Below are 26,430 nucleotides of genomic sequence, written 5' to 3' on the forward strand. Positions count from 1 at the left end.
CTCTCTCAGTGTTTACTGTCTACAGCCATCACCTAGCACCACTTCAGCTGTCGCTGGTGTGTCAGCACCTGCTGCTTGGGTATATAGTACGTAACAACCTTCTGTAGTACGGTCTGCAAACGTATAGATAATCTGAGTATCCGTCAAAGTATCTTCCGGTACATCGCTGGTATCTGCCGAAGTAATCGCTAGCCAATCACCATTTTCAAACGCGGCACCAATGCCATTTGCTGCTGCTGTCGGATAACCGAAAATAGCCTGAACACCATCGACATCTACTGCTTCATCACTGGTTTCATTACCACGCACTGCAGCCTTGCCGTAAACAATGCCTGAAGCGCCCACAATTGCGCCTCGCAGCCCCTGCAGCGCAGAGTTACGTGCATCATCCTGCAGGTTCAAAAAACGCGGCGCAGCAGTCACGGCCAGAATGCCGAGAATCACGATTACCACTACCAATTCAATCAGGGTAAAACCACCTTGACGTTTCATAGCTAACTCCTAAATATTGCGATCAATTTTAATATCAACCCGACCCAAAGCCGGTATATAAGTAAAATAATGGCCGGCTGTTATTGCTTTCTTACCGGTCCAAAAATCACTGGCCGAAGCCAGCTGGTAATAACGACAAAACCGGTTATCACTGATTGCACCGACTTCGACGAAATACTGATATTGCCCAGAGCCCGCCTCACTCGCATCAGTGGTTGACGGCGGTGGGTTTTGTAACAGATTGTCCATTAATGTCAGGCAATCCTGCTCCGACAGTTGCCCCAGTTGCGAACTTCCCTGCCCCTGCAGCGCGAAAGGATATCCCTCTCTGCCGCCTGTTTTTGCTGCGGTCAGGTTAAACAGAGTGCCGTCGTAATTGACCCAGTTCCGGCTCTGGGTGCCTGGCTTGCCATCGGCTTCCCACTGCGCACGGGCAGACAGTACTGCGGTCGAAAAGCTCCCCGCCATGCCCTGAAGGGCAGCCACTTTGGCCTCTTCGGCAATATCGATATAACGGGGAACCACCACAACAGCCAGAATACTGACCACCACCACCACAATGACCAGTTCGATCAGCGATAAGCCGGTTTGCCTGTTCGGATACTGAGTCATAATCTGCCAAAAACATGACGAACGGGCGTCAAAATGATGTAAGTAGTCATTCTCGCATTATCATAAAAAAATACCAGTGGAAATAATCGGGTTATTGCACATTTTCCTAATATTAACTGTGGTTTAGGCTTAGCTTACAAAGCAATTAAGTGATAAAAATATCACTAACAAAACTTTATTCTCGCACTGAGTGCTAATATCATCAGCCTGCATTAAGCCCCGCGCGCGACATCAAGTAAATTCCACATCGGCAGGAATATCCCCAGCGCCAGAATCAGCACCATGCCAGCAACAACCGCCAATAAAAACGGCTCGATTCTGGCAGTCAGTGTTTTCAGATCGTAATCCACTTCGCGGTCATAAAAATCCGAGACTTCGTGTAACAGTTCATCGACCTGACCAGTTTCTTCACCGACCGCAATCATCTGCAGCACCAGTGGGGTAAAAATGCCGCTTTGTCTGGCTGTTTGCGTAATACTGCTGCCGCCTTCAATGCCGTTTTTCATGTCGATCAGACGATTTTCCAGAAAACGGTTTTCAAGCGCTTCGGCCGATAACTGGATCGCCTGGTTCAGGGGCACACCGGCGCGAATCATCAGCGCAAAAGTCCGGGCAAAGCGCGACAGCTGGGCCCGATTGATGATATCGCCCACGACCGGCACTTTCAGGCGCCAGTAGTCCCATTTTTCCTGCCCTTCAGGAGTGCGCCGCCAGGCTTTCAGGCCGATCCAGGTTACGACTGAGCCGCCGAGTAACAAAGGCCAGTAGCTCAGCATAAAATCAGAGGTGCCGATTAAGATACGGGTAGGCAAAGGCAGTTCGACGCCAAACCGGCTGAACATGGAGGCAAATTGCGGAATCACTTTGGTATTGAGCACTATCATTGCCAGCAAAATCGCACTGAGCACAAAAGACGGGTATCGCATAGCCGATTTTATCCGGCGCCGGGTTTCCAATTCCTGCTCGTAATACTGCGCCAGTTGCAGCAGGGCATCTTCCAGACGACCGGTATTCTCCCCCACATGGATCATCGACACGAACAGCTCGGAAAACACCTTGGGATGCATTTTCATTGCCTGCGACAGTGCACGGCCGTTGGTCAGCTCTACCGTCACGGCATCAATCGTCGATTGCAGCAACGGGTGACTGGTACTCTGCTCCAGCCCTTTCATGGCCCGCAACAGCGGCACACCGGCTTTGGTCAGGCTGTACAACTGGCGACACAGAATCACCATAGATTCCAGCGGCACATTGCGCTGCAACAGGCCGCTGAGAGTCAACGGACTGTCGCTTCGGCCACGGCGGATATCCACAGGAATAATTCCCTGGCGCATCAACTGATCAGCGGCTGCCTCCGCTGTTGGCGCGTCGAGCTTGCCTTTCTTCAGTTGTCCCTGACTGCCCCGTCCCCGGTAATCAAATGTCGGCATCAGCGGGATTCCGTGGACGCCGGTACGGCGTTAAATTCCGGCATCAGGTAATCTCCTTCGCTCAGTTGCAGCACTTCTTCCAGGCTGGTGCGCCCGGCCAGAGCCAGCGCCATAGCGGACTCAATCAGCGGCTGGTAGCCCTCGGAAGCGCGTGCCAGCTGTGCAAACCCCATTGCATCATTGGCGCGCAGTGCATCCATCATTGCCGGGGTCATTTCCAGTAATTCAAACACACCAATCCGGCCTTTATAGCCGGTCAGGTTACAGCTCTGACAGCCTCTGCCCTGCCTGAATGTCTGGTCGGCCGAGGACGGAAAACAGGCCTTCAGCCACTGCAGTTCTGCAGCATCCGGCGTCACCTCATGGCTGCAGTCCCGACAGATCCGGCGTACCAGGCGCTGAGCCAGCACAGCCCGGACCGCACTGGCCACCAGATAGCCGGGCGCTGCCATGTCCATCATCCTCAGGGCGCTGTCTACCGCATCATTGGTATGCAGTGTCGACAGCACCAGATGGCCGGTGAGCGCAGAACGCAGACCAATTTCCACGGTTTCCTGATCCCGCATTTCCCCGACCAGAATAATATCCGGATCCTGACGCAGAAAAGTGCGTAGTATGCCGGAAAACGTCAGGCCAATTTTGGTATTCACCTGCACCTGATTCACCCGCGGCAGCCGGTATTCCACCGGATCTTCGGCGGTGATCAGCTTTTTGCCGGGTTTGTTCAGCTCGCTCAGTGCGCCATAAAGGGTGGTCGTTTTACCCGAGCCGGTCGGCCCGGTGACCAAAATCATGCCGTGAGGGCGTTTTAGCTGACGGCGGAAGCGGGCAAGAATATCGGCCGGCATGCCAATCTCATCCAGACTCAAAATACCGGCAGACTGATCCAGCAGACGCATGACGACAGATTCACCGTACTGAACCGGCATGGTAGAGACACGCACATCCACAGAGTGGCCGCGCACCGTCACATTAAAGCGGCCATCCTGCGGCAAACGCTTTTCAGAAATATCCAGTCCGCTCATCAATTTAAGGCGAAGCACCAAAGCCGAAGCGATGGCCGATTCATTCAGCAGGGTTTCATGGAGTACACCATCAATACGCTGACGAATACGCAGTACGCTGGCATCCGGTTCGATATGGATATCCGAGGCACCCACCTGAATAGCATCTTCGAACAGGGAATTGATCAGCTTGACGACTGTCACTTCCTCGTTGTCGTAATTATCGACGCTGAAGCTGAAATCGCTGTTCGCCTGATGCTCGGCATGCAGCTGCTCGGCAAAAGAGGCAATTTCCTTGGTACGGCGATAATAGCGGTCAAACGAGGCTATCAGCTGGTGTTCCGGGGCAATCACCAGTTCCACCCTGAACTGATGCAACTGGTTCAGCACCGCTTCCTGGGCCGCCAGATCGGCCGGATCGCTCATGGCCACACGTACTGTGTCACCCCGGTGGCTGATCACCAGCGCTCTCAGACGACGGGCATGGACTTCCGGCAACAGGCCAACAGCTTCGCTGTCGACCGGCACCCGGTTCAAATCTATCAGTGGGATATCCAGCTGGCGGGACAGGAAGGCCAGCAGTTGCTGCTCGCCCAAAAAGCCCATGCTGATAAGGGTATCACCCAGTTTACGGCCAGTACTGCGTTGCTGATCCAGTGCCAGATCAAGCTGCTCCTGGCGGACTATGCCTTCTTCAACCAGCAGATCGCCCAGACGTTTGCGTAACCTCAGCTGCATCTGTTCAGCCCTCCTGTGTCTTTAGTGCGGCAAGACGCTGGCGAATAAACTGTTGTGACTGACCGGAAACCTGTCCCAGTTTCAGCGCCTGCGTGTAGGCCGCGACCGCCTTGGCATTATCCTGACTGCGGTCAAGGGCAATCCCCAGCCCCAGCCACCAGCGGCCGTCGAAAGGTTCGGTATCCACCAGTTGCTGATAGCTGCTCAGTGCCAGTGGCTGATTATTAAGTTGCTGGGCCAGCGCACCGCGCAAGGCCAGGAACTCACTGGCAGGCTGCGACGGCAGTTCGCTGAGCACATCCAGCGCCACTTCCGGTTGTGACTCCTGGGTCAGCAGCTTGGCCATCGTCAGACGCAAGTCCTGCTGGTTGGGCTGTTTGGCCAGTCCCCGTTGCAGTGTCAGCATCGCACGTCTGACATCTCCGCGACCGTAGTACAGCGCTGACAAACGCTGGCGGGCATCAATCCAGGCGGGCTGATATTCCAATGCCGATTTCAGGTAATTCGTGGCCTTGAGTGTGTCCCCTTCCGCTAAGGCTTTCATGGCCTTATCGTAATCAGTCTGAGCAAGCTGCTCTGGCGACAGGGCAATACTTTCGATAGACAAGCCGGATTCCCCTTCTTGCAATGGTTCAGTCATTGCCGTGGCCGTGCCAGTTGTTTCGCTCTCAGTGTCGCCAGTGATCGCCATAACCGCCACCGGGGCCGTTTGCGCAGCACGCACAGGGGCGACAGCGCGAGGTACAACCGGTACGGCAGCCGGTTTAACCGCCGGGGCGAGTTCAGGCTGGCTGGCGACCGGCGCAACGGGCACTTTTTTCACAACGGGCAGCACAGTGGCTTTGGCTGGGCTGAGCGTTGCGGGTTGGCTGTCAGGCTGCTGGGTAACAGGTGCTGTCTCGCCAGCAGGCCTGGCCTTGGTGTGCAGAAGATCCCCGACCGGATCCGGCCCCTGTTTCAAAACCGCAGAAGGAGATAACTGTTCTGCTTTTACCTGCGTAATCTCAGCCGCTGAACGGCTCTCCTCGTGACTGTGCCCGAACCACCAGCCTGTGGCGCCAGCTGTGCCTGTGATCAGCAATCCGGCGAGAAGCCAGCGTGGCCACAACACCTTAGGCAAAGGTTTGACCCGGACAGGCTTCAGCTCTGGCGCCTCTTGCGGTGCCTGATTCTGGCTCAAACTATTGAGCATTTTATTGACTTCACTCATGCTCAGCTCCATCCCCACAACACAGGGTACTGCCAGCGCGGCTGGCGCGCGGTTTGCGTATCTGTGATCGCTGCCTGCACCGCTTTACGGCTGACAATGTCATGACCCGCACTGCAGGCAACGATCAAGGCTTTATGGCACAACTGGTTCACCAGTCTGGGGATGCCACCACTGGCGTGCCAGATCTCTTTCTGCCGCGCCAACGACATTAACCCTGGCTCTCCGCCCGCTTTACTCAGGCGATGCTCGATATAGGACGCAGTCTCTGCCATATCCAACGGCCGCAACACGGCACGAAAGGTAATGCGCTGACGGAACTGGCGCAGCTGCGGGGAAGCCAGTCGCTCATCCAGCTCAGGCTGGCCAAGCAGCACAATATGCAAGAGTTTTTCCTGTTCAGTTTCCAGGTTGCCCAGCAGCCGCAAGGCTTCCAGCGCCTCATCAGGCAGCGCCTGGGCTTCATCTAACAACACCACGACTGTGCGTCCGCCGCGCTTGCGTTCGATCAATGACTGGTGCAGTAATTCAGTCAGTGTCAGGCCGTCACTGTCCGGCTGCAATCCCAGTTCCTTTGCCAGCGCCACCCGTAGTTCCCGCCCGCTCATGGCCGGCGTCGGCAGATAAGCCAGGTCATACCGGGCAGGCAACTGTCGGACCAGCATCCGGCAAACCAGAGTTTTACCTGTCCCGACTTCCCCCGAAATCTGGATAAATCCTTCCCCCATCGCCAGCGCAGACAGGGTCATTTTGATCGCTTCCAAATGTGACGGCAGTGCATGAAACAGCCCGGTATCCGGCGTTAACCGGAAAGGGAGCTGCTCAAATCCGAAGTGTGACAGATACATGGGTTATCCTTGGTCCGGGAACCATTTCTCAACCAACGCGCGTGAGCGTTCAATTTCCTGCTGCCAGGTCTGATCGCCCACCACTGTGGGTTTAAGCAAAATCACCAGCTCAGTTTTGGTCTGGACTTTATTGATGTTGCGGAACAAGTAGCCAAGGCCGGGAATATCGCCAAGCAGAGGGACTTTTGTCTGCTGATCTTTCAGCGACGATTTCATCAGACCGCCAATCACCACCACATCACCGCTGCTGGCATGAATCACAGAATCAGACTCACGCACTGAGCTTCGTGCCAGCGGCAGGCTGTATGTGCCAAAGGTGTCACCCAGGGCAATTTCCTTCACTTCCTCCGTGACTTCGACCACAGTGGGGTGAACGTGGAGCAGGACGCCGCCGTCATCATCAATCTGGGGTGTCACATCAAGAGAGATGCCCGAGAAGAAAGGTGTCAGCACCACTTCCGGCGAGGCCACGCCGCCATCTGTCACTGCTTCCCCGCCATCCACCTCGGTAACGAAATACTGATCGCCGCCGACTTTGATGACAGCTTTCTGGTTATTGGCAGCAGTCACGCGCGGGCTGGACAGCACATTCAGATCGCCCTGCGTCTGCAGAAAACTCAGTACTGCCGAGAAGTTACCATCTGAGATGGTGATATTGGTTTGTCCGCCCAGCAAATTGGCAATCTCGCTGCCACCGGGCAAATTATCTGGCCCGGTACGGCCGAAAATAATGCCGGTACCACCTATGGTTTTGGTAATGTTGCTCCAGTTAATGCCCTGCTGGTAACTGTCGTTGAGGGTCACTTCCATGATCTTGGCCTCCAGCACCACCTGACGCTGAAGACGCTTTTTCGATACGCCGAGAAATTCACGCACTTCGCGCAATTCATTCGGAAATGCTTTCACTGTCAACAGGCTGGCCTGCGGCGACACCACAATACTGCGCCCTTGCCCCGTACCAATCATGGCCTGAACCGCCTTTTGCAGCTGGCCCCAGAAATCACTGTCGGAACGCGTTTCAATCCGGGTGCCGCCCGTGGAGTAAGATGAGCGGTCACCGTTATTGCTGTCGCGGCGGCGGTTGTCGTCATAGTCGTCATTACTGGTATTGCGGCGGTTATCCGACTGATTGTCGATACTGTTATCCGGGCTGCTGATTGAGCCTGTGGTCAAGGATGTCAGAGAGAGGCCACGCCGCTGCAGTTGCAGGTAGTCCACCGGAATCACTTCCGTGCGCAATGTGGCAGGGAACACCTGAATAATGTTGCCCTTGCGCTGGATATCATAGCCGTAAATATCCGACGCAACGTTCAGTACTTCATCTAAAGTCACATCCTGCAGGCTCAGCGTAACCCGGCCGCTGACCTCAGGGTGGATCACCATATTAAATGCCGTGCCCCGAACCAGGCTGGAGAAAAAGGCGCGGGCGTCCACAGCCCGGGCATTGACACGAAAGCGCCGCTCGTACGCACGGCTGCTGCCATAGCCGGAACGGCTCAGGCTGGGCATCAGATCAGCGCTGACTGCCGATGGCAAGTCCGTCAGAGGCCGGCTCTGAGCCTCATTTTTAGCCTGATTTAAGGCTTCCTGCACCTCAACCGGTTTATTGTGCCCCATATTTGTAGAGCAGGCCGCCAGCAAGGTTGTTGCCATCACAATTAACAATAAGCGCATGTCAGAATTCACTTTTATTATTCATTGATTGTTATTTCTTCGCTATACAAAGCCAGACGCCATTGCCGGCTACCGCGCTGGAGAATAACAATCTCTCCGTCGACGGCTTTCAGGGTATAACCACTTATCGCCTCACCCGGCAAAACCACCTGGCTATTTAAAATAACGCTGCACTGGTCCTGTTCCGGACAAACGATGCCTTCCAGTGAAGGTAAGCGCTGTGTCGCTGTTTTCTTTACCGATGGCGCCTGCCACCCCAGCGGGGCGGTCGGATCGCTTTCAGCCAGGGTTGCTGTGCTGAACAAGGCAAGTAACAGCAGAGAAATACATTGTCTAACCACCGATAAAGTCCTTACTTTCGCCCAGCGTGTATACATCCAGCTGTATATCGGAGAACGGGTATTTATCTACCTGGTAATCCAGGCTTCGCCAATAATATTTCACCGGCAGCGCTTCCAGCTGCTGCAAATAATTCACCAAATCAAAGTAACGGCCACGCAGAGTCAGCCGGACAGGGTGAATGTAATAACCGGCATCCTCACCGTTTATCAGCTGAGCTGGCGGCAGAGATTCCAGCGACACCAGCGTCAGACGCTGGGAGCGCTGCAGCACCTGGTCCATCAAAGCCGCCATCTGGACCGGGGTTACCAGACTGGCAACACGTTCTTTGAGCTCTGTGTCCAGCCGGGCGTTACTGTCTTGCAACTGGCGGATTTGTTCATCCAACACCTTATCGGGATCACTGTTCAGCTGCCGCTGAATCCGAATCAGATCACCGTCGTTTTTGATAATGCTGGCCTGTACCGATTGCTGTTGCCTTACCACCGATGTCAGGGATTGCTGGATGGGTTCCAGTAAAAACTGATAACCGGCCAGAATCAGCATCAACCAGCCCGTTACCGCCACCAGCCACTGCTCGCGCCGATTAAGCTGCTCAAACCGGGTAACAAGAGATGCCCAGGCGCTCATTGTTTTGCCTCTGTTTTGCGTTGCGCATGCAACATAAAGGTCACTCTGTTTTCTTCATTTCTGCCTAGAGACATGACTTCAAAGCGGCGATCGGCCAACTGGGGAAATTGCGCAAAACTCTGCAGCCAGCCGGGTACTGCATTGGGGTGCCTGGCCACGCCTTCCAGATCCAGTTGCTGGCCCTGTACGTGAATGCGGCTCACTGAGATATCCTGGCTGGCAGCCTGCGCCAGCTGCTGCAACATAGTGGCATAGCCAGCTTGCAGGCTGTTATCGTGCATGGCAATTGCCCTGAGCGTGGCTTGTTTGGCCGCGAGATGCTGTTCCAGCTCGCCGCTCAGTTTGACTTTTAATTCACTCGGCAGATGACGGGCCAGCGCGGCTTTGGCGTTATCCAGTTCAGTCTGTTTTTGCGTCAGCTGGGTTTGCTGCTGTGACAGTAATTGTGTGGCCCTGTGCTCCTGCCAGCTTTGCCATCCCGCCAGCGATCCGATCACCACTGCACCCGCCGCCCAGCCAGCCACTAAGTTAGGCAAGGTGAGCCAGTTAGATTGTGGTTTCAGACTGTCGCTGTACAGATTGAGCAACGGCTGCTGCAGCTGAACGGCCCAGGCGACACGGGCATCAAAATCAATCAGCTCGGCGGGTGCCCCACTGACTGTCGCGACCGGCACATTGAGCCGCTGCCGCAATGCGTCAGCCAACTGCTCATTATCATCGCTGTCACAGCTGACCAGCACCTGGGCAATAGGTGCATCACGCAGCTGGGCACTCAGGAAGTCAAGGGAGCGCTGCAGTTCAAGCGCCAGCCCGTCTATCTGCAGATTAGCCTGATCCAGCCCCATCAGAGGCTGAGAAAAACCGCGCAGCTGGCGCTGAAAACACATCACCTGCTGTTTGAAAGCGGTCAGGTGCAGACCGGAATGCTGACGGGAATGAAGGAACAGCTGGCTCTGTTTTTCAGCCGTCATCTGACCCAGCACCACTTCATCCACAGTAATCAGTTCAGGCTCACAGCCATTCGCCAGGCACGCCAGCACCAGTTGCTGAACCAGGGAACGTTGCGCCACCAGCACTTGCAGTCTGTCTTTTATTGGCTCTTCAAACCCATCCGCCACCAGGTTAGCGGGAGGTTCAGTCACCAGATCTTTGACCAGAAACGGTAAGGCACTGGCCAGTTCATGGCGGGGTAAGGCAGGTTTATCAATGATCAGGCTTTGATATAAGCCATGGCCAAGTACGAAGCGAATTCTGCAGCCGTTTAAATGGTGTGTATTGATCAATTGCGTGATGGAAGACGTCCAGCTTTCACGTGAAGCCACTTCCACACTGTCACTGATCCAGTCATTCCCGTCTTCTGTAAGACAGACGAGTGTCAGTTTCCCTTCGAACACAGCAAAACTGGCCACTTTACTGACAGTTTTCCGACTTAGGAGCTTTTTCATCAGCATGGTAATAACCCGTTTTACTTTTCGTTCGTTTTTAACCCGCGGCTACATTCTTTAAAAACATGCTATTGACTATTATTGTCAATAATTTGACCCATGATACTGACAGGAATTTATGGTGTATAGAGAAAATCCTGTAAAAAATGTAAGGTTTCCACTTAGATAACATTATCTGCGATTTTTGGTACTAATTTGACTCACACTCATCTCCGGGGCAAAAAAGCGCCCCTGCCCGCCATTAATACCCAATTGCTGCAGCACCTGCCACTCCCTGTCATTTTCGACGCCAACAGCAATCACCTCGACACCGGAATTGGCACAGGCGCCCAGCATACTCCGGACAAATAACTGATTTTCCTGCCGCTGATCTATTTCACGAATCAGGCTTCTGTGCAGCTTGATATACTGGACGTTGACATCCTTGATATAGTGGGTGCTGACTATGGTTCTCCCGGCCTGATCCACACCCAGCCGGCAGCCGAGGCCCGTTACCATTTTGAGAAAGGTGCGCACAGCATCAATATGGCGTGACAGGTTCCGCTCCGGGACTTCAATACTCAGCCGTTTCAGTACCGGCCTGGGTGTTTGCAGCAGTTCATCCCGGAACCAGCGGATAAACCCTTTATCCAGCAGAGATTCGACACTGACGTTAATCGCAAAATTATCCAGCGTCGGGCCATTTTTGAGCAGATCCAGCGCCTGACTGATGACCTGTTTATCCATACGCACATTGAATCCCACCTGCTCAACCGCAGGCAGAAAACGGGAAGCTTTGATCATCACACCGTTTTCGTCATTGATCCTCGCCAATAATTCACGGTGCAGCGGTATTTTCTCCCCGGAGAGATAGGCGGGCTGCTGATACAGAGCCGGGCCGCCCTGACTCAAGACAGCATCCAGCAGCGTCCGCCAGCGCACACTGCCCCGGGTATCCTCTCCCAGTACATCTTTCTGGAAGGCATACCAGCTGTTCGTGCCCTGTAATTGCGCACTGCGCAGCGCCATGTCAGCCTCATCCATGATGCGGCCACGCCGCTCGCCACTGGCAAAATAGGTCATACCAATATGGCACCAGTTCTCGCGCTGTAATGGCACGGAAGGTGTCAGCCGCTCCAGCCCTTTCAGCAGCTGATTCACAAACTGATTGACCTCCTTGCTGGGCTGTTGCAGCAGCATGATGGCAAATTCGGCGTCAAAATAGCGAGACAGCACGCTGTCCGGATAGCGCTGGACCATATTCGACAGCACCATGCCGACATCCTGAATCAATTCATCGGCCACAATCTTGCCCTTTGCCAGCAGCAATTCTTCCCAGTCAGCGATACGAATCAAAATAACAGCACCATGGTTATCCTGATCCTGAACCACAGATTGCAGACGGCTGTCGAACAATACCCGATTGGCCGAGCCCGTCAGTTGATCCAGGAAGGTGTGGGTACGAATGAAGGTATCAAAGCGGCTGCGCTCCTGTCTGGCATCTTTCAGCTCAGAGATTAGCTTGTCCAATGCCAGACTTGCCGTTTCCGGCCATTCCAGATCGGCGCCTTTGGCAAAAGCATCCAGCTTACCGGCCAGCAGCATTCTCCCCCGCTCTTCGAGAAGCTCTGAGCCCTGCAACTGCCGCTTGAGCCAGTTTACGCCCCATATCAGGCCGGCAATAATGATCATGATCGCCAGGCTGATAGAAGACATCGCCCCCAGCGAATAGGTTAATTCGGTATAAGGCGGCACTGACTGGATACTGACAGAGTAACCGGGGTTCAGGGTCAGCGGATATTCAGTATGATAAAGAATATTGGGATCATCGATTTTCTGTAATCCCTGAAATTGGTAGACAGAGCCGGTATCGTTGCTGACGTCCAGCGCCACCACGTTACTGGCTTTGAGTAACCTCGGCAGCCAGCGGGCCAGAGACTGTGAACCCTGAGGATCGGCCATTTCCTGGTCGATCGCTTCTACCACGCCGCCCAGATAATGATGCAGATAATCCTGCCCGAGTTGACGAAAACTGACAGCACCGCCAATGAAAATGACAAACATGGCGCAAATGACAATTAGGGTCACGAAAGCAACCAGTCTATTGGTCAGCTTCATCCCTGAGGCTTTTCTCATGCAAGGTCCAACTTTATCTGAAAAACAATTCCAAACCGCCTGGCTCTGTGGTCAACTCTGATACAGACAACAATACAAACCAAAACGCCTGTTTATACTGGAAAATACCATCGGCTCTCAAACACTGCAGTGCTCAGACCGACACTTTCCTTACTTGGCTCACCGCCCAGGCAGCATGCACCCCACAAAGCGGAGAGATATGGACTGGATCACCTGCACCAAAAGTTTTGTCGCCGTGGTTGAGCAGGGCTCACTGGCTCAGGCCGCAAGCGCTCTCAACACCTCAAGTTCAGCCTTGTCCAAGCGGCTGTCATGGTTAGAAAAACAGCTTGGTGTTCAGCTTCTTAAACGCACGACACGTAACCTGACAGTCACAGACGCCGGCAAGGTGTTTTATCGGCGCAGTGTCCATTTACTTGATGACTGGCACCAGATACTGGCTGAAACCACCTCCACCTACGGCGAAGTTCAGGGTGTGCTGCGCATCGGCGCCCCGCTGGCGACAGGCAGCCGGGTACTGGTTCATTATCTGGCCGAGTTTTTACAGACCTATCCCAATATTCAGGTAGAGCTGCACACTGTGACTCCGGGCCAGTTGCCGGATCTCAACCTGGATGTTTTTATCAGCCGCGAACTGACTGATTTTAATTCCACCAGTTATATTGCCACCAAACTCTTTAGTTTTCAGGCTGGCTTCTATGCCTCACCCAGTTACCTGGAAGACAGGCCCGCCATCGAAACCCCGGAGCAACTGGCGCTGCATAACTGCCTGTTATTCGGCAGTCATGGCCATGAGCAAGAGCATGTCTTTGAAAGTAACCGTCGCCTGCGTTTGCGGGGCAATTTTACCACCCAGAACCCGGAAGCCCTGGTCGCCGCTGCGGTAGCTGGAATGGGGTTAATTCTGGTAGGTGAGAATACGGTAAAACGCGAGCTCAGCAATGGTTTGCTGATCCCTGTCTTACCTGATCTGAAACAGCCGTTAAATGCTGCCTACGCCTACTACCCTAAGCTCAACTACAACCATACCAAAACCAAGCTGTTTATTGATTTTATTAAACAAAAAGCCTCACCCGGACACACGCATCAGTCAGCCAATCCCCACTCTCTGTGATCAGCATCGTGCGGTGACTGGGTATCAGGCAATAAAAAAGCAGCGTTGAACGCTGCTTTTTTAACAACCGTCTGGAAAGGATCAGAACGGAATATCGTCGTCAAAATCCATTGGCGGCTCATTGTACTGAGGCTGCGGTTGCTTAGACGCAGGCTGCTGCTGAGGCGCATAGTTTTGCTGTTGCTGTTGCTGTTGCTGTTGAGCCGGTTGCTGAGGTTGTCCCCAACCGCCCTGCTGCTGCTGGCCGCCCATTGGCGCGCCCTGACCGCCCCCCTGACGACCACCCAGCATTTGCATCACACCGTTGAAGCCTTGAACAACCACTTCGGTCGTGAAGCGGTCCTGACCGCTTTGATCCTGCCACTTACGGGTTTGCAACTGACCTTCAATGTAAACCTGAGACCCTTTACGCAAGTACTCACCAGCCACTTCAGCCAGCTTGCCGAACAACGCAACACGGTGCCATTCTGTTTTTTCACGCTGTTCACCGGTGGCTTTATCACGCCAGCTTTCAGAAGTCGCGATGGTGATATTTGCGACTGCACCGCCGTTCGGCATATAACGGATTTCAGGATCTTGTCCTAAGTTACCCACCAGGATCACTTTATTTACGCCACGACTGGCCATAGTTCACTCCAGGTTTTCGCTGTTGAGGCTGCCAATCCTGACACCCTTCGCTCATTCAAAGTTTATACTTAATCGCCGAGTTTAACATGGGCTGCCCTCCGAGTCATAGGGCTACGTCATGCTTCCCATGTCTTGATCGGACGCATAAAAGACGATCAAAGCACTGTGTTTTTGTACAGTCAAGTCTTTTAAGCCCCTCAGGGCTATGCAATAATGTCAATCCTATTTATTCAAGCGCTGATGACTGCAACTATGGATAAGATCGAAGTCAGGGGTGCACGCACCCACAACCTTAAAAACATTAACCTGACTATCCCCCGGGATAAGCTGATTGTTATCACAGGTTTATCAGGTTCCGGTAAGTCTTCTCTGGCATTCGACACCCTGTATGCCGAGGGTCAGCGCCGTTACGTCGAATCACTGTCGGCCTACGCCCGCCAGTTTCTGTCGCTGATGGAAAAACCGGACGTCGACCATATTGAAGGCCTGTCGCCTGCCATCTCGATTGAACAAAAATCGACCTCACACAACCCGCGTTCGACGGTCGGTACTATTACCGAAATCTATGACTACCTGCGCTTGCTGTATGCCCGTGTCGGCGAACCACGCTGCCCGACTCACGATGTGCCCCTCGCCGCGCAAACCGTCAGCCAGATGGTCGACAAAGTGCTGACACTGCCGGAAGGCAGCAAGCTGATGTTGCTGGCTCCTATCGTCAAGGAGCGTAAGGGCGAGCACCTGAAAACCTTAGCCAACCTGTCGGCGCAAGGCTATATCCGGGCCCGGATCGACGGTGAAGTCTGCGATCTGTCCGATCCGCCGACGCTGGAATTACACAAAAAGCACACCATAGAAGTGGTGGTGGATCGCTTTAAAGTGCGTGATGATCTTCAGCAGCGGCTGGCTGAATCGTTTGAAACCGCGCTGGATCTGTCAGGCGGCACAGTGGTCGTCAGCGCCATGGATGACGATAACATGGCCGAACTGATTTTCTCGGCCAACTTCGCCTGCCCGCATTGCGGCTACAGCATGCGTGAGCTTGAACCGCGCCTGTTTTCCTTCAATAACCCGGCCGGTGCCTGCGGCACATGCGACGGACTGGGGGTACAACAGTATTTCGATCCGTCCCGCGTGATTCAGAACAGTGAACTCAGCTTGTCCGGCGGTGCCATCCGGGGCTGGGACAAACGCAATTACTACTACTTTCAGATGCTGACTTCACTGGCTGAACATTACGATTTTGATGTTGAATCACCGTTCAGCAGTCTGCCGAAGAAAGTACAAAACGTATTGCTGCAGGGCTCAGGCACCACAAATATTGAGTTTAAATACATTAATGATCGCGGCGATGTGACAGTTCGCCGTCACCCGTTTGAAGGCATTCTGAATAACATGGAACGCCGCTACCGGGAAACCGAGTCCAATGCTGTACGCGAAGATCTGGTGAAGTATATCTCCACCAAGCCTTGTGCCAGCTGTCACGGTTCGCGTCTGCGTGAAGAAGCACGTCATGTCTTTATCGACAGTACCAACCTGCCGGCCATCAGTGAAATGAGCATCAGCCAGGCGCTGACCTTCTTTTCCGAGCTGACACTGGAAGGACAGCGTGCGCAGATTGCCGATAAAATCCTCAAAGAAATCAATGACAGGCTGACCTTCCTGGTCAATGTGGGCCTCAACTATCTCAACCTGTCCCGCAGTGCAGAAACATTGTCGGGCGGTGAAGCTCAGCGCATCCGCCTGGCCAGCCAGATTGGCGCTGGACTGGTCGGCGTTATGTATGTGCTCGATGAGCCTTCCATCGGCCTCCACCAGCGTGATAACGAACGCCTGCTGAGCACCCTGACCCGGCTGCGCGATCTGGGTAACACCGTACTGGTGGTCGAACACGACGAAGATGCGATCCGCAGTGCAGATTACATCATAGATATCGGCCCGGGCGCCGGTGTTCACGGCGGGCAGATCATCGCCGAAGGCACCATGGAAGATATTCTGAATTCGGAAGATTCCCTGACCGGCCAATACCTGAGCGGCAAAAAACAAATTGAAGTGCCTGTTGAACGTGTTCCTGTCGATCCGGCAAAAACGGTTCAGCTAACAGGCGCCACGGGCAATAACCTGAAAACAGTCGATGTGTCGATTCCGGTTGGTTTGCTGACCTGTGTGACCGGGGTATCCGGCTCAGGCAAGTCAACCCTGATCAACGATACTTTCTTCAAGATTGCTCACCATAGACTCAATGGGGCCACTACAGGCGAGCCGTCCCCTTATGACGATATTCAGGGGCTGGAGCACTTCGATAAAGTCATCGACATCGATCAGAGCCCGATAGGCCGAACGCCGCGTTCCAACCCGGCGACGTACACAGGCATTTTCACCCCCATCAGGGAGCTGTTCTCGGGCACTCAGGAGTCTCGCTCACGGGGCTATAAACCAGGCCGCTTCAGCTTCAACGTCAAAGGCGGCCGCTGTGAAGCCTGTCAGGGCGATGGGGTGATTAAAGTTGAAATGCACTTCCTGCCCGATGTTTACGTGCCCTGTGATAACTGTAAGGGTAAACGCTACAATCGTGAGACTCTGGAAGTGAAATACAAAGGCCAGTCAATTGATGAAGTGCTGGAAATGACAGTGGAAGATGCGCGGGTATTTTTTGATCCTGTACCAGCCATTGCCCGAAAACTGCAAACCCTGATGGATGTCGGACTATCCTATATCCGCCTGGGACAAGCAGCGACCACGCTGTCTGGCGGCGAAGCGCAGCGGGTGAAACTGGCACGCGAGTTGTCCAAACGCGATACAGGTAAAACCCTGTATATTCTCGATGAACCGACAACGGGCTTGCACTTCCATGATATCCAGCAGTTGCTGAGTGTACTGCACCGATTGCGTGATCACGGCAATACCATAGTGGTGATTGAGCATAACCTGGACGTCATTAAAACCGCAGATTGGATCATTGATCTGGGGCCGGAGGGCGGCAGCGGTGGCGGTGAGATCATTGCGACAGGCACACCGGAACAGGTTGCCGAAGTCGCCGGTTCGCATACGGCCCGCTTCCTAAAACCCCTGCTGCCCGCATTAACGGCAAAGCAGCAGGCATAATTACACTCATGCTCTCTGTCAGGCTGAATTCAGCCTGACTTTTTGTCTATTTGCCGAGGGACCGGACACCGTGACCGTCATTCAATTAAGGGGCACCAGACTGGCCGCTGCCACCATCAGTAAACCACTGACGCGACCTTTTATTCTGGCGCTGACTTTTCTGTTTCTGCTGTCGATGCATTATTTTCAGCATAATCAGGGAGGAGCCGGACTGGAACTACCCTTTAATGTCAGTAGCTGGATTCCCTTCAGCTTTGCCATTGCTATTGGCCTGCTGGAGATCAGCCGACAGAAAGTATTGCGTTATTCACGCCTGACGCTGGTTCTCTTATGTTGCTGCGTCACGCTGTCTGTCCCCATGTTCTTCCCGGAAGCGCGACCAGAAGTCGCCGTCAACCGAGTCATTACCCTTTGGGCTGGCTGGTTGTTCTTCGTGGCACTGCAGCAGTTTGCTTTCAGCCAGAAACAGCGTCAGCAAATACTCTGGCTGATCTTAAAAGCGGTCTGGCTGCAAGCCGCGCTGGCCTGGTATCAGTTTCTGTGGATCTCACCGGAAAATAGCATTGGCTATAACACAGATCTCAACCGACCCTACGGTATTTTTCAGCAACCTAACGTGATGGCCAGCTTCCTGGCCACCGGGCTGATCCTCTCAGCTTACCTGCTGGCACGGCAGCCTATGGTTCAGGGCCGCTGGACCCTCTCCCATCTCGGCCTCCAATTAACACCTGTCGCTGTGATCCCCATGCTGTATGTGCTCAGCTCGCGAACCGGCTGGATTGCCAGTGTGGTGGGGATGTTACTTATCCTGCCTTACCTGATGCAGTTTGCAGCCAGAATACAGTGGCGAATGTGGCTGATGATGGTGGTCATGGGATTAAGCGTGACCTGGAACCTGACCAGCAGCCTGAACTGGAGCCCGCAACCGGGCAGAGTGTCGCTGGAAAGTGCCCGCTCAGTCATCTACCCGCAAGCGCTGGACATGTTCCTGCACTCACCGGCCACGGGCGTCGGCTATGGTAATTTTGAACCCGCTTATCTGATGCAGACAGCGCAAGCGCATCAGGCCGATCCTGAAACGCCCCATGGGTTACCCGGGCTGGATCATCCCCATAACGAGTTACTTTTCTGGGCCAGTGAAGGGGGTATTTTACCTGTACTGGCACTGCTGATTGCGGCAGCGGCGGTGCTGGCTAAAATTCGCCGCGCACCGGCCAACACTCAGCTGGCTCTGGTCGCGCTCCTGTTTCCAATAACACTGCATACCCAGCTTGAATACCCCTTTTACCACTCCCTGATCCACTGGATTATTTTTGTGTTTCTGATCTATTGGGTTGATGCCCTGAGTGCGAAATACTTCAAACAAACACTGCGATTTTATAAGCCCTTCAGAATCAGCGCCATGCTTTTGCCTGTTGTCGTCAGCCTCTTTATGGCCACCACCTTATATTCAGGCGCCATGCTGACCCGCTTTGAATCATCCACGCCACCCGATTTAACCGCCCTGGATAAGGTCAATAACACCTGGGCCTGGCGCAACCGGTTTGAATGGGATCTTTATCAGACCCAGTTGAAAATGGGCATTCAGCAGGATAATCCTGCGTTGCTGACAAGCTTTATCCATTGGGCTGACCATAAAGCCAAAGAGCTGCCAAGGCCCATTCTGTATCAGTTTCTGATCAAAGCTCATCAGGCATTGGCAAACACTTATCAAGCTGAACAGGTTCGCGAAGAGGCCCGGTATCTTTTCCCGGGTATGGATTTCAGCGATGAAGCGTTACCGCAGTTTTCCAAGCCAAAAACCGTAACCCCCTCGCCGCAGATAGCACAGGCTGAAGGGCAAGCAGACAAAGACTGAAAACAAGAACTGAAGACTTCCCCAAAAAAAAGCGGCTGCCCGGGCAGCCGCATCTTTTCATTGCTGATAATTATTTCAGCACCTCTTCCAGCGCCTTCAGGCACAGAGCGATATTCTCTTTACGTGCACCGTATCCCATCAGTCCAATGCGCCATGCTTTTCCGGCCAGAGCCCCCAGGCCGGCACCGATTTCCAGGTTATACTCTTCCAGCAGAGTCTGACGCACTTTCGCATCATCGGCCCCGTCAGGGATAAAAACAGCATTGAGTTGCGGCAAGCGGCTTTTCTCATCCACCACAAAGCGGATCCCCATAGCTTCCAGGCCATCGCGCAGTAACTCGTGCATCTCGGCATGGCGCTGCCACGCATTTTCCAGCCCTTCATGTTGTAAACGAACCAGTGCTTCGTGCAGCGCATACAAGCTATTGACAGGGGCTGTATGGTGATAGCTGCGCTTACCTTCACCACTCCAGTAGGCCAGCACCAGACTTTGATCCAGAAACCAGCTCTGAACCGGTGTCTTACGTTGCTGAATTTTCTCCACGGCCCGCGGCGAAAAGGTCAGCGGAGACAGGCCCGGTACACAGGACAAACACTTCTGACTGCCTGAGTACACGGCATCCAGTTGCCACTCATCAACCTTCAGCGGCACCCCGCCCAATGAGGTTACCGCATCAACAATGGTCAGGCAGTCATGGTCACGGGCTAAACGGGATAAGGTTTCAGCATCGCTCAGTGCACCGGTTGAGGTTTCCGCATGCACAAAAGCCAGTATTTTCGCATCCGGATGGGCTTTGAGTGCGGCTTCAACGGCTTGCGGATCAACCGGCTCTCCCCATTCATTATCCACCAGCACAGCTTCACCGCCGCAGCGCACAACATTTTCCCGCATCCGCTCGCCAAATACCCCGTTACGGCAGACGATCACCTTCTCGCCCGGCTCAACCAGATTGACAAAACAGGCTTCCATTCCTGCACTGCCCGGCGCAGATACCGCTATAGTAAATGGGTTGGTAGTCTGAAATGCATACTGAAGCAATTGCTTAAGCTCATCCATCATTCCAATGAACAGTGGGTCAAGATGACCGACAGTCGGGCGGCTGAGCGCCTGCAACACCTGCGGATAAATGTCCGACGGACCGGGTCCCATCAGTATGCGTTGAGGTGGGTAAAAACTGTGAATTGTCATAAGGCTTCTCCATCTGCACAGACACATAAGTTACTTATAATTCAGTGCATTAGTTATTGTTGGCAACAGTCGCTTTTACAGGGCATTCCTAGCGAGCATAACAGAACCACCCGTACCTGAAACCAGGCAGGCAAATTTATGCAAAGTCAGTAACAATCTTGACACAGAAAAATGCATTCAAGCATTGACAAAGCCCCCCCTCTCATATTCAATAAGGGCAATTTTTGTTCACCCTGAGAAAGCTCATTTTTCAGGTGAAAACGGAAGAGGCGCGTTATCCAGGTATCTATGCGGCGGGGCCCCACCCCAAAGCACCATAGAGAGGGGGAGCAACGCCGAGATACGGTGAGACAGGGGGCTTGCCGTATCGGCTTTGAAGGTTGAATCCTTCTGGCTGTCACCTGCATCATCCAGTGCAGGTGGAGAGCTTCTGGTAGCAGCAGTCTTAGTACGTCTCGCCTAATGGCTCTTCTGACACTCAAGTCGGAAAGATTCCCCAAATTTTGCCCCATGTTTACGCTTTGTTAAGTGGGAGATCACATTGAGCCCTGTAATTTCTTCTTCAGCGTTGAACGCTGAAATCACAGTCGCAAAATTTGGCGGCACTAGTGTGGCTGATTTCGTTGCAATGAGCCGTAGTGCTAAGATAGTTATCAATAATCCGACAACCAAACTGGTGTTGATCAGTGCGTGTTCCGGTGTGACTAATATTTTAGTCGAACTGGCCAACGGCGTGGCCGATGCCGGGCACCGACATAACCTGATGGAGCGCCTTCGCGCCATTCACCACAGCGTGCTGGCGGATTTACAGCAGCCTGAACAGGTTGCGGGTAACATTGATGAACTGCTCGATCAGGTCGCCGAACTTGCCATAAAAGCCGCAGAACATAAATCGGCTGAGCTGACAGATCAACTGGTTGCCAACGGTGAATTGCTGTCTACCCATCTGTTTACGCAAATCATGTGTGAGATGGGTGCTGACGCATTGCGTTACGATATCCGGGAAGTGCTGCGTACTGACAGCCGCTTTGGTAAAGCCAGCCCTGAACAGGAAATGATTCGTCAACTGACAGAGGAAAAGCTATTACCTCTGCTGCAGGATAAGATTATCGTTTCTCAGGGTTTCATCGGTAGTGATGAGCAAGGTCGCACAACAACACTTGGCCGCGGTGGCAGTGATTACAGTGCCGCCCTTATGGCTGAGGCGGTGAGTGCCGGCACATTGGAAATCTGGACTGATGTCCCAGGCATGTACACCACAGATCCGCGTATTGCGCCCAAAGCCACGCCAATCAAAGAAATCAGCTTCAGCGAAGCCTCTGAGATGGCCAATTTTGGCGCCAAGATCTTGCATCCATCGACATTGATCCCGGCCGTTCGCCGTCAGATCCCTGTGTTTGTTGGATCGTCCAGGGCACCAGAGCAAGGCGGCACCTGGATCCGTAAATCCGTTACTGAAGCACCGCTGTTCCGTGCGCTGGCACTGCGCTCGAACCAGACCCTGATCACCCTGACCAGCCTGAACATGTTTCATGCTTATGGTTTCCTGGCCGAAGTCTTCCGGATTCTGGCTGAGCATAAGGTCTCTGTTGATCTGATTTCTACCTCTGAAGTCAGCGTGTCTTTGACCATGGATCAGACCGATACAGGCGGCGGCGCACCCACGCTGCCTCCGGGGGCGCATGCCGCGCTCAGTGAGCTGTGTCGCGTTGAGATTGAACAGGATCTGTGCCTGATTTCGCTGATTGGTAACCGCATGAGTCAGACTGCCGGTTCAGTGAGTACCGTGTTCGATTCGCTGGACGAGTACAAGCTGCGTATGATTTGCTACGGTGCCAGCCCGCACAACCTGTGCTTCCTGGTTAAAACCGAACATGCCATGCCTATTGCTCAGAATCTGCACCGTAAGATTTTTGAGTAATTTCACGTCCCGTTCCGGTAAAAAAGGCGCTCATTGAGGGCCTTTTTTTGTTTCTTAAGTTGTTGTTTTTATGGTTTTTTGTTTTTGCTTGTGTCCATATTATGACCACAACTTGGCTTTTGGTTGGGGAAATGAACTTTAATCAACTACAACAATAGATATAATCGCAAGTTAATTAGCTTTAAAGTAAAGTATTGTTTTACAATCGGATTGATATTGATTTTAGGCTAGCGAAACAGCACCTTAGCCATGCTCTGGTTGGTATTCACACTTTAAAAATTAGAGGGATTTTCAGTGTTCAATAAAACCAGCTTTACCGTCATTTATGTAGCTGTAGTGGTTCTATTCACATTTGGCTGTTTGGTTGGAATGCACATCCCTTTTAGTTTTGAAGTAAAGTGGACTGATATTGCGGGCGTGTTTATAAATTCTGGAATGCTGGTTATTGCCTTGTTAGCTTTAAGAGCTTGGAAAGCTCAATTGGAATTATCTAAACGTATAGAAGCTTTAGAAGCTCTCAGATTCAAGCTTAATCGCATAATATTGGAATACCAAAAAAAACTTTTGTTTGAACATATAGAAGAATCAGAAGATTTCAAGGGTGATTTGGTTGAATTAAATCAATCATATAAGTTCGAGCATGAAAATTACCAATCATCTTTCTGCAACAGCTTACCTGAGGATTTATCCATTGAAAGTATAACCAAAAAACTTCAAGATATTAAAGGTTATATTACTGCTGCAAAAACCAATAAAGAAGCATCATTCGAAAGATTTTTTTTCAAAGCTATCGATGACTTACATAAACACAATACGATATTGCAAGAAAAGTTGAGAGATGAGATATCAAGAAGTTGGGGCAGAAATTGATTGCAGCATAAATAGTGCCCACCAATAACAGGCGGGCATATTTAGATATCAGAAACGTTTTATCTTCACCGTTGCATTCTTAGCTTTTACCACCCGGCCACCTTTGGCGAAGCGGTAGCCTTTCTTCAGTGTGCCGTTACTTTTCAGTCCTGTCTTAGCCATGCTTTTTCCCCAGTTGTACGTTCGTTTCCAGTATTGTTAGCCGCTTGTCCTGCTTATACAGCACGATGAGCAGCGCGATCATGGTGGGCGGCAGGCCCATTGCGGTCAGTTGTTGCAGTATTTCTATCAAGTCGGTTTCCCTCTGAATTTGTGTGAGAAGAATTCCAGCAGGTAGCGCACCATAGAGCGCATCCCCAGCACGTCGACGACGATAGCCCCGACCACGTACCAGTAAGGCTCAGGAATGCTGCTGAGCGCCTGAAAACCTGCATCGACATACACAGCATAATCAGGCCAGAAGCACAGCACCAAGGGCGTAAACACAACCAGTAAGATAAATTCATCTTTCCAGCCCCGGCCCTTGATGCTCAGCTCGTCCAGATTGGCCGCTTTCTCGTCGCCGTATTCCAGCCGTTTTAACCTGGCGGCGTGCTTGGCCTGTTCCAGTTCGTCTTTACGTTTCAGGGCTTCGGCCTTGTTGCGGCTGTGCTGCTGCCATGCCGTCACCCCGCCCGTGATCAGATTCAATAATGCACCGAGCATCAGTCCCCCTTATGCCGCCTGAATGCCCGCATTGAGCATCTTGGCGCTGTAAGGCTGCATGCCGTTCTCATGGCGGATAATCAGGGGCACGATGTCCATGGTTTCCGCTTCTGACAGCGAGGTGTCAGGGGAGACGCCCAGCGCCCCGGCGACGTGGTTCACATAAGCGCTGGTGTCATTCTCCACAGGTGGCGCCCAGCGGTTGATGATGCCGCGCACTGTGGTCAGGCCGTGCAGGTTGCGGTACGTTTTCAGCGTTCGCGCCAACGCACGGATGCCGTTTTCCGGTCTGTCGAAGATGACAAAGCGGCCATCGTTACCGACGCGGCCACGCCATGCGGTGCCGTTGTCTTCGATATTGCCCGGATTGTTGTTTCGGATGCCTCGCGGCTTATACATCGTCATTGCTGCTAACCCCATCACCATCAGACTCAGTATCAATAAGATCTTGTTGCTGCTCATTGCGTGCCGCTTCCTCTGCTGCGTGTTGCTCGGCCATGGCGGTGACATAGCGTTTGTGTTCGTCAATCAGCCATGCATAGGCGGCGTTAAACACGGTGCTGTCGATGATTTGATTCGGGCGGTTATCCGTGTATTCGATATGCCCCAGCCCGGTCAGGGTGTTGAAATCAACCGCCCATTCACCTTGCCGCATGGCATAGCCGCCGATGTGTCCCAAAAAGGCCGGCACACCATCAATGACGATGAGCTGATCCTGTGTGACTGCTGTAATTCTCATAACTTCATAATCCAAATGACGGCCACCGACTTTTGACGCACATCGACGTGACCATGGTTGTGTGATTGCCCGCTGCCCGGCGTGCTGACATAGGTGCTGGCGTTATGCAGCCGTAAACCCAGTGTCCGCGGTGAAGAGCGCCCCGTTTCGGCGTACGCACTCCATCCGTTATTAGGCACCGAGCGATTCGCCACCCCGGCATTACTAATGCTGGAGATTTGAAAGTTACTGGTGCGCTGATAGGTCATGGACGAGCTGGGAAGCTGATTAGATGACAGGGTGTGATTGCCTGTCGCCCGGCTGTCCGTCCCGAATGTCTGATTCGGACTGTATGCCCGGCCCGCGCCGACGATTGCCCGGTCGCACAAGTCCGGCGTGCCGTTCTGACCGTCACACAGCACCCAGCCCAGCGGGATAGTTTCAAGGGGGCCGTTGTGGATCTTGATATCGCCGCTTTTCCAGCTACCGCCGCCGCTACCGTGTAATCTAGCCATGGCGCACCTCTGCCAGTGTCCGCACCGTGGCACCTTCCAGCGCATAGCCATACACCGCCGCTGCAGTATCCAGCGTCATGGATTCCCCCGCCGCGATATAAATACCCGTCTGGTTATCCACGCCTTCACCCCCGATAAACAGGGCTTTATCTGTCTGCACCAGAACAGACTGGCGCTGACTGTCGGCGGCGAGCAGTTGCGTTGTCATTGCCTGCTCTAATGGGATCACCGCACTGGCGAGCGCATCACTGCGCGCCACCGCAACCTGACCGCTGACTTGCTGCACCTGCGGCAAATTACCGACAGTGACCTGACCGTTAACGGCCTGCACCGCGGGCAGGTTGGTGATCGCCATTTCCCCGCGCACTGCCTGCACCTCGGGCAAATTGCCTACGGTGATCTTTCCGCTCACAGGCTGGACGGCAGGCCAGTTATCAATGGACACCGGGGCCGAAAATGACACGGGCACCGTCTGCTGAATCGCATCAATGGTCACGGGTTCACGGATGCTGTGCACCTCCACCGCGCCACTGATAGCCACCGCGTCAGACTGAGTGTTCACCGGAATATCGGTTAACTGGTATTTGAGGGTGACTGCCGTGCTGTGATGGTTGTACAGCTCGATGGTCGCGAAACCACTCAAAGGCACCACGTCGTTTTTCTTCAGCTCTGTCCCCAGCTCCCGGTTCTGGGTTTTTGCCAGCAAGGTGACGGTATGGGAGCAGTCACGGATTAACAGGTACTGACTGACAGCCGAGATAATCTTTTCTCCGGCCTGTAGCTGTACTTCAATGATTTTCTGTGTCTGATACATTCCGCTACCTCTTAAGCACCACAACCAGCAGCACCAAGCCGATGACCGCCGCAAAGGCCATCATGACCTGTGTGTTCTGTCGTCCTATGTCACTGGCCCCGCCTGTGTTGGCGCTGGCATTAATGCTGTTCGCCAACTGCATGGACTGCGAGGCCAGATTGCTCTGGTTTGAGGCCATGCCACCAAGGGAACTCAGCGCCCCGTTGAAGGTTTCCAGTCCAAAACTAAACGCATCCGTCAAGGCGTTGTTATTTGACGCTAACGCATTCGAGCCAAGGGTCATGGCATCACTGGCCATTTCCCCCGCGGCTTCCATGGCACCGTGGTCAGTCATGGTGACGCTGCCATCAATGCCACTGAACATCATGCCGTTGTTCGCACCGCTGACGCCCATGCTGTTGGAGGTGTTAACGCTGTTGTTGATGTTGCTGTTCGCACTCTTTTTCGTACTGAATAAGCCCAT

Annotated in this window: 25 protein-coding genes and 1 riboswitch; of the genes, 5 read left to right on the forward strand and 20 right to left on the reverse strand. The window is 53.2% G+C overall.

The genetic code is table 11. The features are described 5' to 3' along the window. Positions 1 to 12 precede the first annotated feature (12 nt). The 11 genes from IFO68_RS10655 to csrD all read right to left on the reverse strand — a co-directional run bounded on the left by IFO68_RS10655 (position 13) and on the right by csrD (position 12,534). On the reverse strand, positions 13 to 492 hold the full coding sequence (locus IFO68_RS10655; RefSeq protein WP_192015866.1) for a type II secretion system protein: 480 nt from the start codon (positions 490 to 492) through the stop codon (positions 13 to 15). A 9-nt stretch (positions 493 to 501) separates the two neighbouring features. Further along, positions 502 to 1,104 carry a prepilin-type N-terminal cleavage/methylation domain-containing protein gene (locus tag IFO68_RS10660; RefSeq protein WP_192015867.1) on the reverse strand — a complete coding sequence of 201 codons (603 nt, stop codon included), beginning with the start codon at positions 1,102 to 1,104 and terminating at the stop codon, positions 502 to 504. 212 nt (positions 1,105 to 1,316) lie between these two features. Beyond that, complete coding sequence (locus IFO68_RS10665) at positions 1,317 to 2,534, reverse strand: type II secretion system F family protein (protein WP_192015868.1); 1,218 nt, start codon at positions 2,532 to 2,534, stop codon at positions 1,317 to 1,319. Continuing rightward, on the reverse strand, positions 2,534 to 4,276 hold the full coding sequence (locus tag IFO68_RS10670) for a GspE/PulE family protein (RefSeq protein WP_192015869.1): 1,743 nt from the start codon (positions 4,274 to 4,276) through the stop codon (positions 2,534 to 2,536). The genes IFO68_RS10665 and IFO68_RS10670 overlap by 1 nt, the downstream gene beginning before the upstream one ends. Positions 4,277 to 4,280: 4 nt before the next feature. Beyond that, positions 4,281 to 5,486 carry a tetratricopeptide repeat protein gene (locus tag IFO68_RS10675; RefSeq protein ID WP_192015870.1) on the reverse strand — a complete coding sequence of 402 codons (1,206 nt, stop codon included), beginning with the start codon at positions 5,484 to 5,486 and terminating at the stop codon, positions 4,281 to 4,283. A 2-nt stretch (positions 5,487 to 5,488) separates the two neighbouring features. Continuing rightward, a complete protein-coding gene (locus tag IFO68_RS10680) occupies positions 5,489 to 6,331 on the reverse strand; it encodes an ExeA family protein (RefSeq protein ID WP_192015871.1) in 843 nt (280 codons plus the stop codon). 3 nt (positions 6,332 to 6,334) lie between these two features. After that, positions 6,335 to 8,005, reverse strand: coding sequence for a pilus (MSHA type) biogenesis protein MshL (gene mshL, locus IFO68_RS10685; protein WP_192015872.1), 1,671 nt, complete (start codon positions 8,003 to 8,005; stop codon positions 6,335 to 6,337). Positions 8,006 to 8,022: 17 nt separating this feature from the next. Next, positions 8,023 to 8,346, reverse strand: a complete 324-nt coding sequence (locus tag IFO68_RS10690) for an MSHA biogenesis protein MshK (RefSeq protein WP_192015873.1) — start codon at positions 8,344 to 8,346, stop codon at positions 8,023 to 8,025. Beyond that, entirely contained in the window at positions 8,339 to 8,974 is a 636-nt protein-coding gene (gene gspM, locus IFO68_RS10695; RefSeq protein ID WP_192015874.1) for a type II secretion system protein GspM, read from the reverse strand. The genes IFO68_RS10690 and gspM overlap by 8 nt, the downstream gene beginning before the upstream one ends. Next, positions 8,971 to 10,419, reverse strand: a complete 1,449-nt coding sequence (locus IFO68_RS10700; RefSeq protein ID WP_225445170.1) for a PilN domain-containing protein — start codon at positions 10,417 to 10,419, stop codon at positions 8,971 to 8,973. Before IFO68_RS10700 ends, gspM begins: the two co-directional genes overlap by 4 nt. A gap of 171 nt (positions 10,420 to 10,590) precedes the next feature. Continuing rightward, on the reverse strand, positions 10,591 to 12,534 hold the full coding sequence (gene csrD / locus IFO68_RS10705; RefSeq protein WP_192015876.1) for an RNase E specificity factor CsrD: 1,944 nt from the start codon (positions 12,532 to 12,534) through the stop codon (positions 10,591 to 10,593). Between the two features lie 199 nt (positions 12,535 to 12,733). On the opposite strand from csrD, the gene IFO68_RS10710 reads away from it, so the two are divergent. After that, entirely contained in the window at positions 12,734 to 13,648 is a 915-nt protein-coding gene (locus IFO68_RS10710; protein WP_192015877.1) for a LysR family transcriptional regulator, read from the forward strand. 81 nt (positions 13,649 to 13,729) lie between these two features. On the opposite strand, the gene IFO68_RS10715 is transcribed toward IFO68_RS10710, so the two are convergent. Beyond that, a complete protein-coding gene (locus IFO68_RS10715; RefSeq protein WP_192015878.1) occupies positions 13,730 to 14,275 on the reverse strand; it encodes a single-stranded DNA-binding protein in 546 nt (181 codons plus the stop codon). Between the two features lie 252 nt (positions 14,276 to 14,527). Between IFO68_RS10715 and uvrA the strand changes: the two genes are divergently transcribed. Further along, complete coding sequence (gene uvrA, locus IFO68_RS10720) at positions 14,528 to 17,377, forward strand: excinuclease ABC subunit UvrA (protein ID WP_192015879.1); 2,850 nt, start codon at positions 14,528 to 14,530, stop codon at positions 17,375 to 17,377. A gap of 70 nt (positions 17,378 to 17,447) precedes the next feature. Then, entirely contained in the window at positions 17,448 to 19,235 is a 1,788-nt protein-coding gene (locus IFO68_RS10725; RefSeq protein ID WP_192015880.1) for a Wzy polymerase domain-containing protein, read from the forward strand. 70 nt (positions 19,236 to 19,305) lie between these two features. On the opposite strand, the gene IFO68_RS10730 is transcribed toward IFO68_RS10725, so the two are convergent. Further along, positions 19,306 to 20,424, reverse strand: coding sequence for a pyridoxal-phosphate-dependent aminotransferase family protein (locus IFO68_RS10730; protein ID WP_192015881.1), 1,119 nt, complete (start codon positions 20,422 to 20,424; stop codon positions 19,306 to 19,308). A 256-nt stretch (positions 20,425 to 20,680) separates the two neighbouring features. Continuing rightward, positions 20,681 to 20,862: riboswitch (Lysine riboswitch) on the forward strand. 103 nt (positions 20,863 to 20,965) lie between these two features. On the opposite strand from IFO68_RS10730, the gene lysC reads away from it, so the two are divergent. After that, on the forward strand, positions 20,966 to 22,345 hold the full coding sequence (gene lysC, locus IFO68_RS10735; protein WP_225445171.1) for a lysine-sensitive aspartokinase 3: 1,380 nt from the start codon (positions 20,966 to 20,968) through the stop codon (positions 22,343 to 22,345). A gap of 294 nt (positions 22,346 to 22,639) precedes the next feature. Continuing rightward, positions 22,640 to 23,215, forward strand: coding sequence for a hypothetical protein (locus IFO68_RS10740; protein WP_192015882.1), 576 nt, complete (start codon positions 22,640 to 22,642; stop codon positions 23,213 to 23,215). 154 nt (positions 23,216 to 23,369) lie between these two features. On the opposite strand, the gene IFO68_RS10745 is transcribed toward IFO68_RS10740, so the two are convergent. Genes IFO68_RS10745 through IFO68_RS10775 form a run of 7 tightly spaced genes read right to left on the reverse strand, consistent with a single transcriptional unit; the run spans position 23,370 to position 26,430 of the window. Beyond that, positions 23,370 to 23,507, reverse strand: coding sequence for a hypothetical protein (locus IFO68_RS10745; protein ID WP_155804952.1), 138 nt, complete (start codon positions 23,505 to 23,507; stop codon positions 23,370 to 23,372). Then, positions 23,504 to 23,920, reverse strand: a complete 417-nt coding sequence (locus IFO68_RS10750) for a hypothetical protein (RefSeq protein WP_027253765.1) — start codon at positions 23,918 to 23,920, stop codon at positions 23,504 to 23,506. Before IFO68_RS10750 ends, IFO68_RS10745 begins: the two co-directional genes overlap by 4 nt. Positions 23,921 to 23,929: 9 nt before the next feature. Beyond that, a complete protein-coding gene (locus tag IFO68_RS10755) occupies positions 23,930 to 24,382 on the reverse strand; it encodes a structural protein (protein ID WP_225445172.1) in 453 nt (150 codons plus the stop codon). Then, positions 24,312 to 24,659 carry a hypothetical protein gene (locus tag IFO68_RS10760; RefSeq protein WP_192015883.1) on the reverse strand — a complete coding sequence of 116 codons (348 nt, stop codon included), beginning with the start codon at positions 24,657 to 24,659 and terminating at the stop codon, positions 24,312 to 24,314. The genes IFO68_RS10755 and IFO68_RS10760 overlap by 71 nt, the downstream gene beginning before the upstream one ends. Next, positions 24,656 to 25,153, reverse strand: coding sequence for a hypothetical protein (locus tag IFO68_RS10765; RefSeq protein ID WP_192015884.1), 498 nt, complete (start codon positions 25,151 to 25,153; stop codon positions 24,656 to 24,658). The genes IFO68_RS10760 and IFO68_RS10765 overlap by 4 nt, the downstream gene beginning before the upstream one ends. After that, the gene (locus IFO68_RS10770) at positions 25,146 to 25,967 is read right to left on the reverse strand and encodes a hypothetical protein (RefSeq protein WP_192015885.1); all 822 of its coding nucleotides are present in this window, start codon (positions 25,965 to 25,967) and stop codon (positions 25,146 to 25,148) included. Before IFO68_RS10770 ends, IFO68_RS10765 begins: the two co-directional genes overlap by 8 nt. Positions 25,968 to 25,971: 4 nt before the next feature. Further along, positions 25,972 to 26,430: a hypothetical protein gene (locus IFO68_RS10775; protein WP_192015886.1), complete on the reverse strand. Its 459-nt coding sequence runs from the start codon at positions 26,428 to 26,430 to the stop codon at positions 25,972 to 25,974.

The sequence above is a fragment of the Photobacterium arenosum genome (assembly GCF_014841115.1).
Lineage (GTDB): Bacteria > Pseudomonadota > Gammaproteobacteria > Enterobacterales > Vibrionaceae > Photobacterium > Photobacterium arenosum.

Excerpts from the sequence above, each read along its gene's own strand:
- IFO68_RS10655 (WP_192015866.1), bottom strand. The coding sequence starts at position 492 with ATGAAACGTCAAGGTGGTTTTACCCTGATTGAATTGGTAGTGGTAATC.
- IFO68_RS10660 (WP_192015867.1), bottom strand. The coding sequence starts at position 1,104 with ATGACTCAGTATCCGAACAGGCAAACCGGCTTATCGCTGATCGAACTG.
- IFO68_RS10665 (WP_192015868.1), bottom strand. The coding sequence starts at position 2,534 with ATGCCGACATTTGATTACCGGGGACGGGGCAGTCAGGGACAACTGAAG.
- IFO68_RS10670 (WP_192015869.1), bottom strand. The coding sequence starts at position 4,276 with ATGCAGCTGAGGTTACGCAAACGTCTGGGCGATCTGCTGGTTGAAGAA.
- IFO68_RS10675 (WP_192015870.1), bottom strand. The coding sequence starts at position 5,486 with ATGAGTGAAGTCAATAAAATGCTCAATAGTTTGAGCCAGAATCAGGCA.
- IFO68_RS10680 (WP_192015871.1), bottom strand. The coding sequence starts at position 6,331 with ATGTATCTGTCACACTTCGGATTTGAGCAGCTCCCTTTCCGGTTAACG.
- mshL (WP_192015872.1), bottom strand. The coding sequence starts at position 8,005 with ATGCGCTTATTGTTAATTGTGATGGCAACAACCTTGCTGGCGGCCTGC.
- gspM (WP_192015874.1), bottom strand. The coding sequence starts at position 8,974 with ATGAGCGCCTGGGCATCTCTTGTTACCCGGTTTGAGCAGCTTAATCGG.
- IFO68_RS10700 (WP_225445170.1), bottom strand. The coding sequence starts at position 10,419 with ATGAAAAAGCTCCTAAGTCGGAAAACTGTCAGTAAAGTGGCCAGTTTT.
- csrD (WP_192015876.1), bottom strand. The coding sequence starts at position 12,534 with ATGAGAAAAGCCTCAGGGATGAAGCTGACCAATAGACTGGTTGCTTTC.
- IFO68_RS10710 (WP_192015877.1), top strand. The coding sequence starts at position 12,734 with ATGGACTGGATCACCTGCACCAAAAGTTTTGTCGCCGTGGTTGAGCAG.
- IFO68_RS10715 (WP_192015878.1), bottom strand. The coding sequence starts at position 14,275 with ATGGCCAGTCGTGGCGTAAATAAAGTGATCCTGGTGGGTAACTTAGGA.
- uvrA (WP_192015879.1), top strand. The coding sequence starts at position 14,528 with ATGGATAAGATCGAAGTCAGGGGTGCACGCACCCACAACCTTAAAAAC.
- IFO68_RS10730 (WP_192015881.1), bottom strand. The coding sequence starts at position 20,424 with ATGACAATTCACAGTTTTTACCCACCTCAACGCATACTGATGGGACCC.
- IFO68_RS10750 (WP_027253765.1), bottom strand. The coding sequence starts at position 23,920 with ATGCTCGGTGCATTATTGAATCTGATCACGGGCGGGGTGACGGCATGG.
- IFO68_RS10755 (WP_225445172.1), bottom strand. The coding sequence starts at position 24,382 with ATGAGCAGCAACAAGATCTTATTGATACTGAGTCTGATGGTGATGGGG.
- IFO68_RS10760 (WP_192015883.1), bottom strand. The coding sequence starts at position 24,659 with ATGAGAATTACAGCAGTCACACAGGATCAGCTCATCGTCATTGATGGT.
- IFO68_RS10765 (WP_192015884.1), bottom strand. The coding sequence starts at position 25,153 with ATGGCTAGATTACACGGTAGCGGCGGCGGTAGCTGGAAAAGCGGCGAT.
- IFO68_RS10770 (WP_192015885.1), bottom strand. The coding sequence starts at position 25,967 with ATGTATCAGACACAGAAAATCATTGAAGTACAGCTACAGGCCGGAGAA.
- IFO68_RS10775 (WP_192015886.1), bottom strand. The coding sequence starts at position 26,430 with ATGGGCTTATTCAGTACGAAAAAGAGTGCGAACAGCAACATCAACAAC.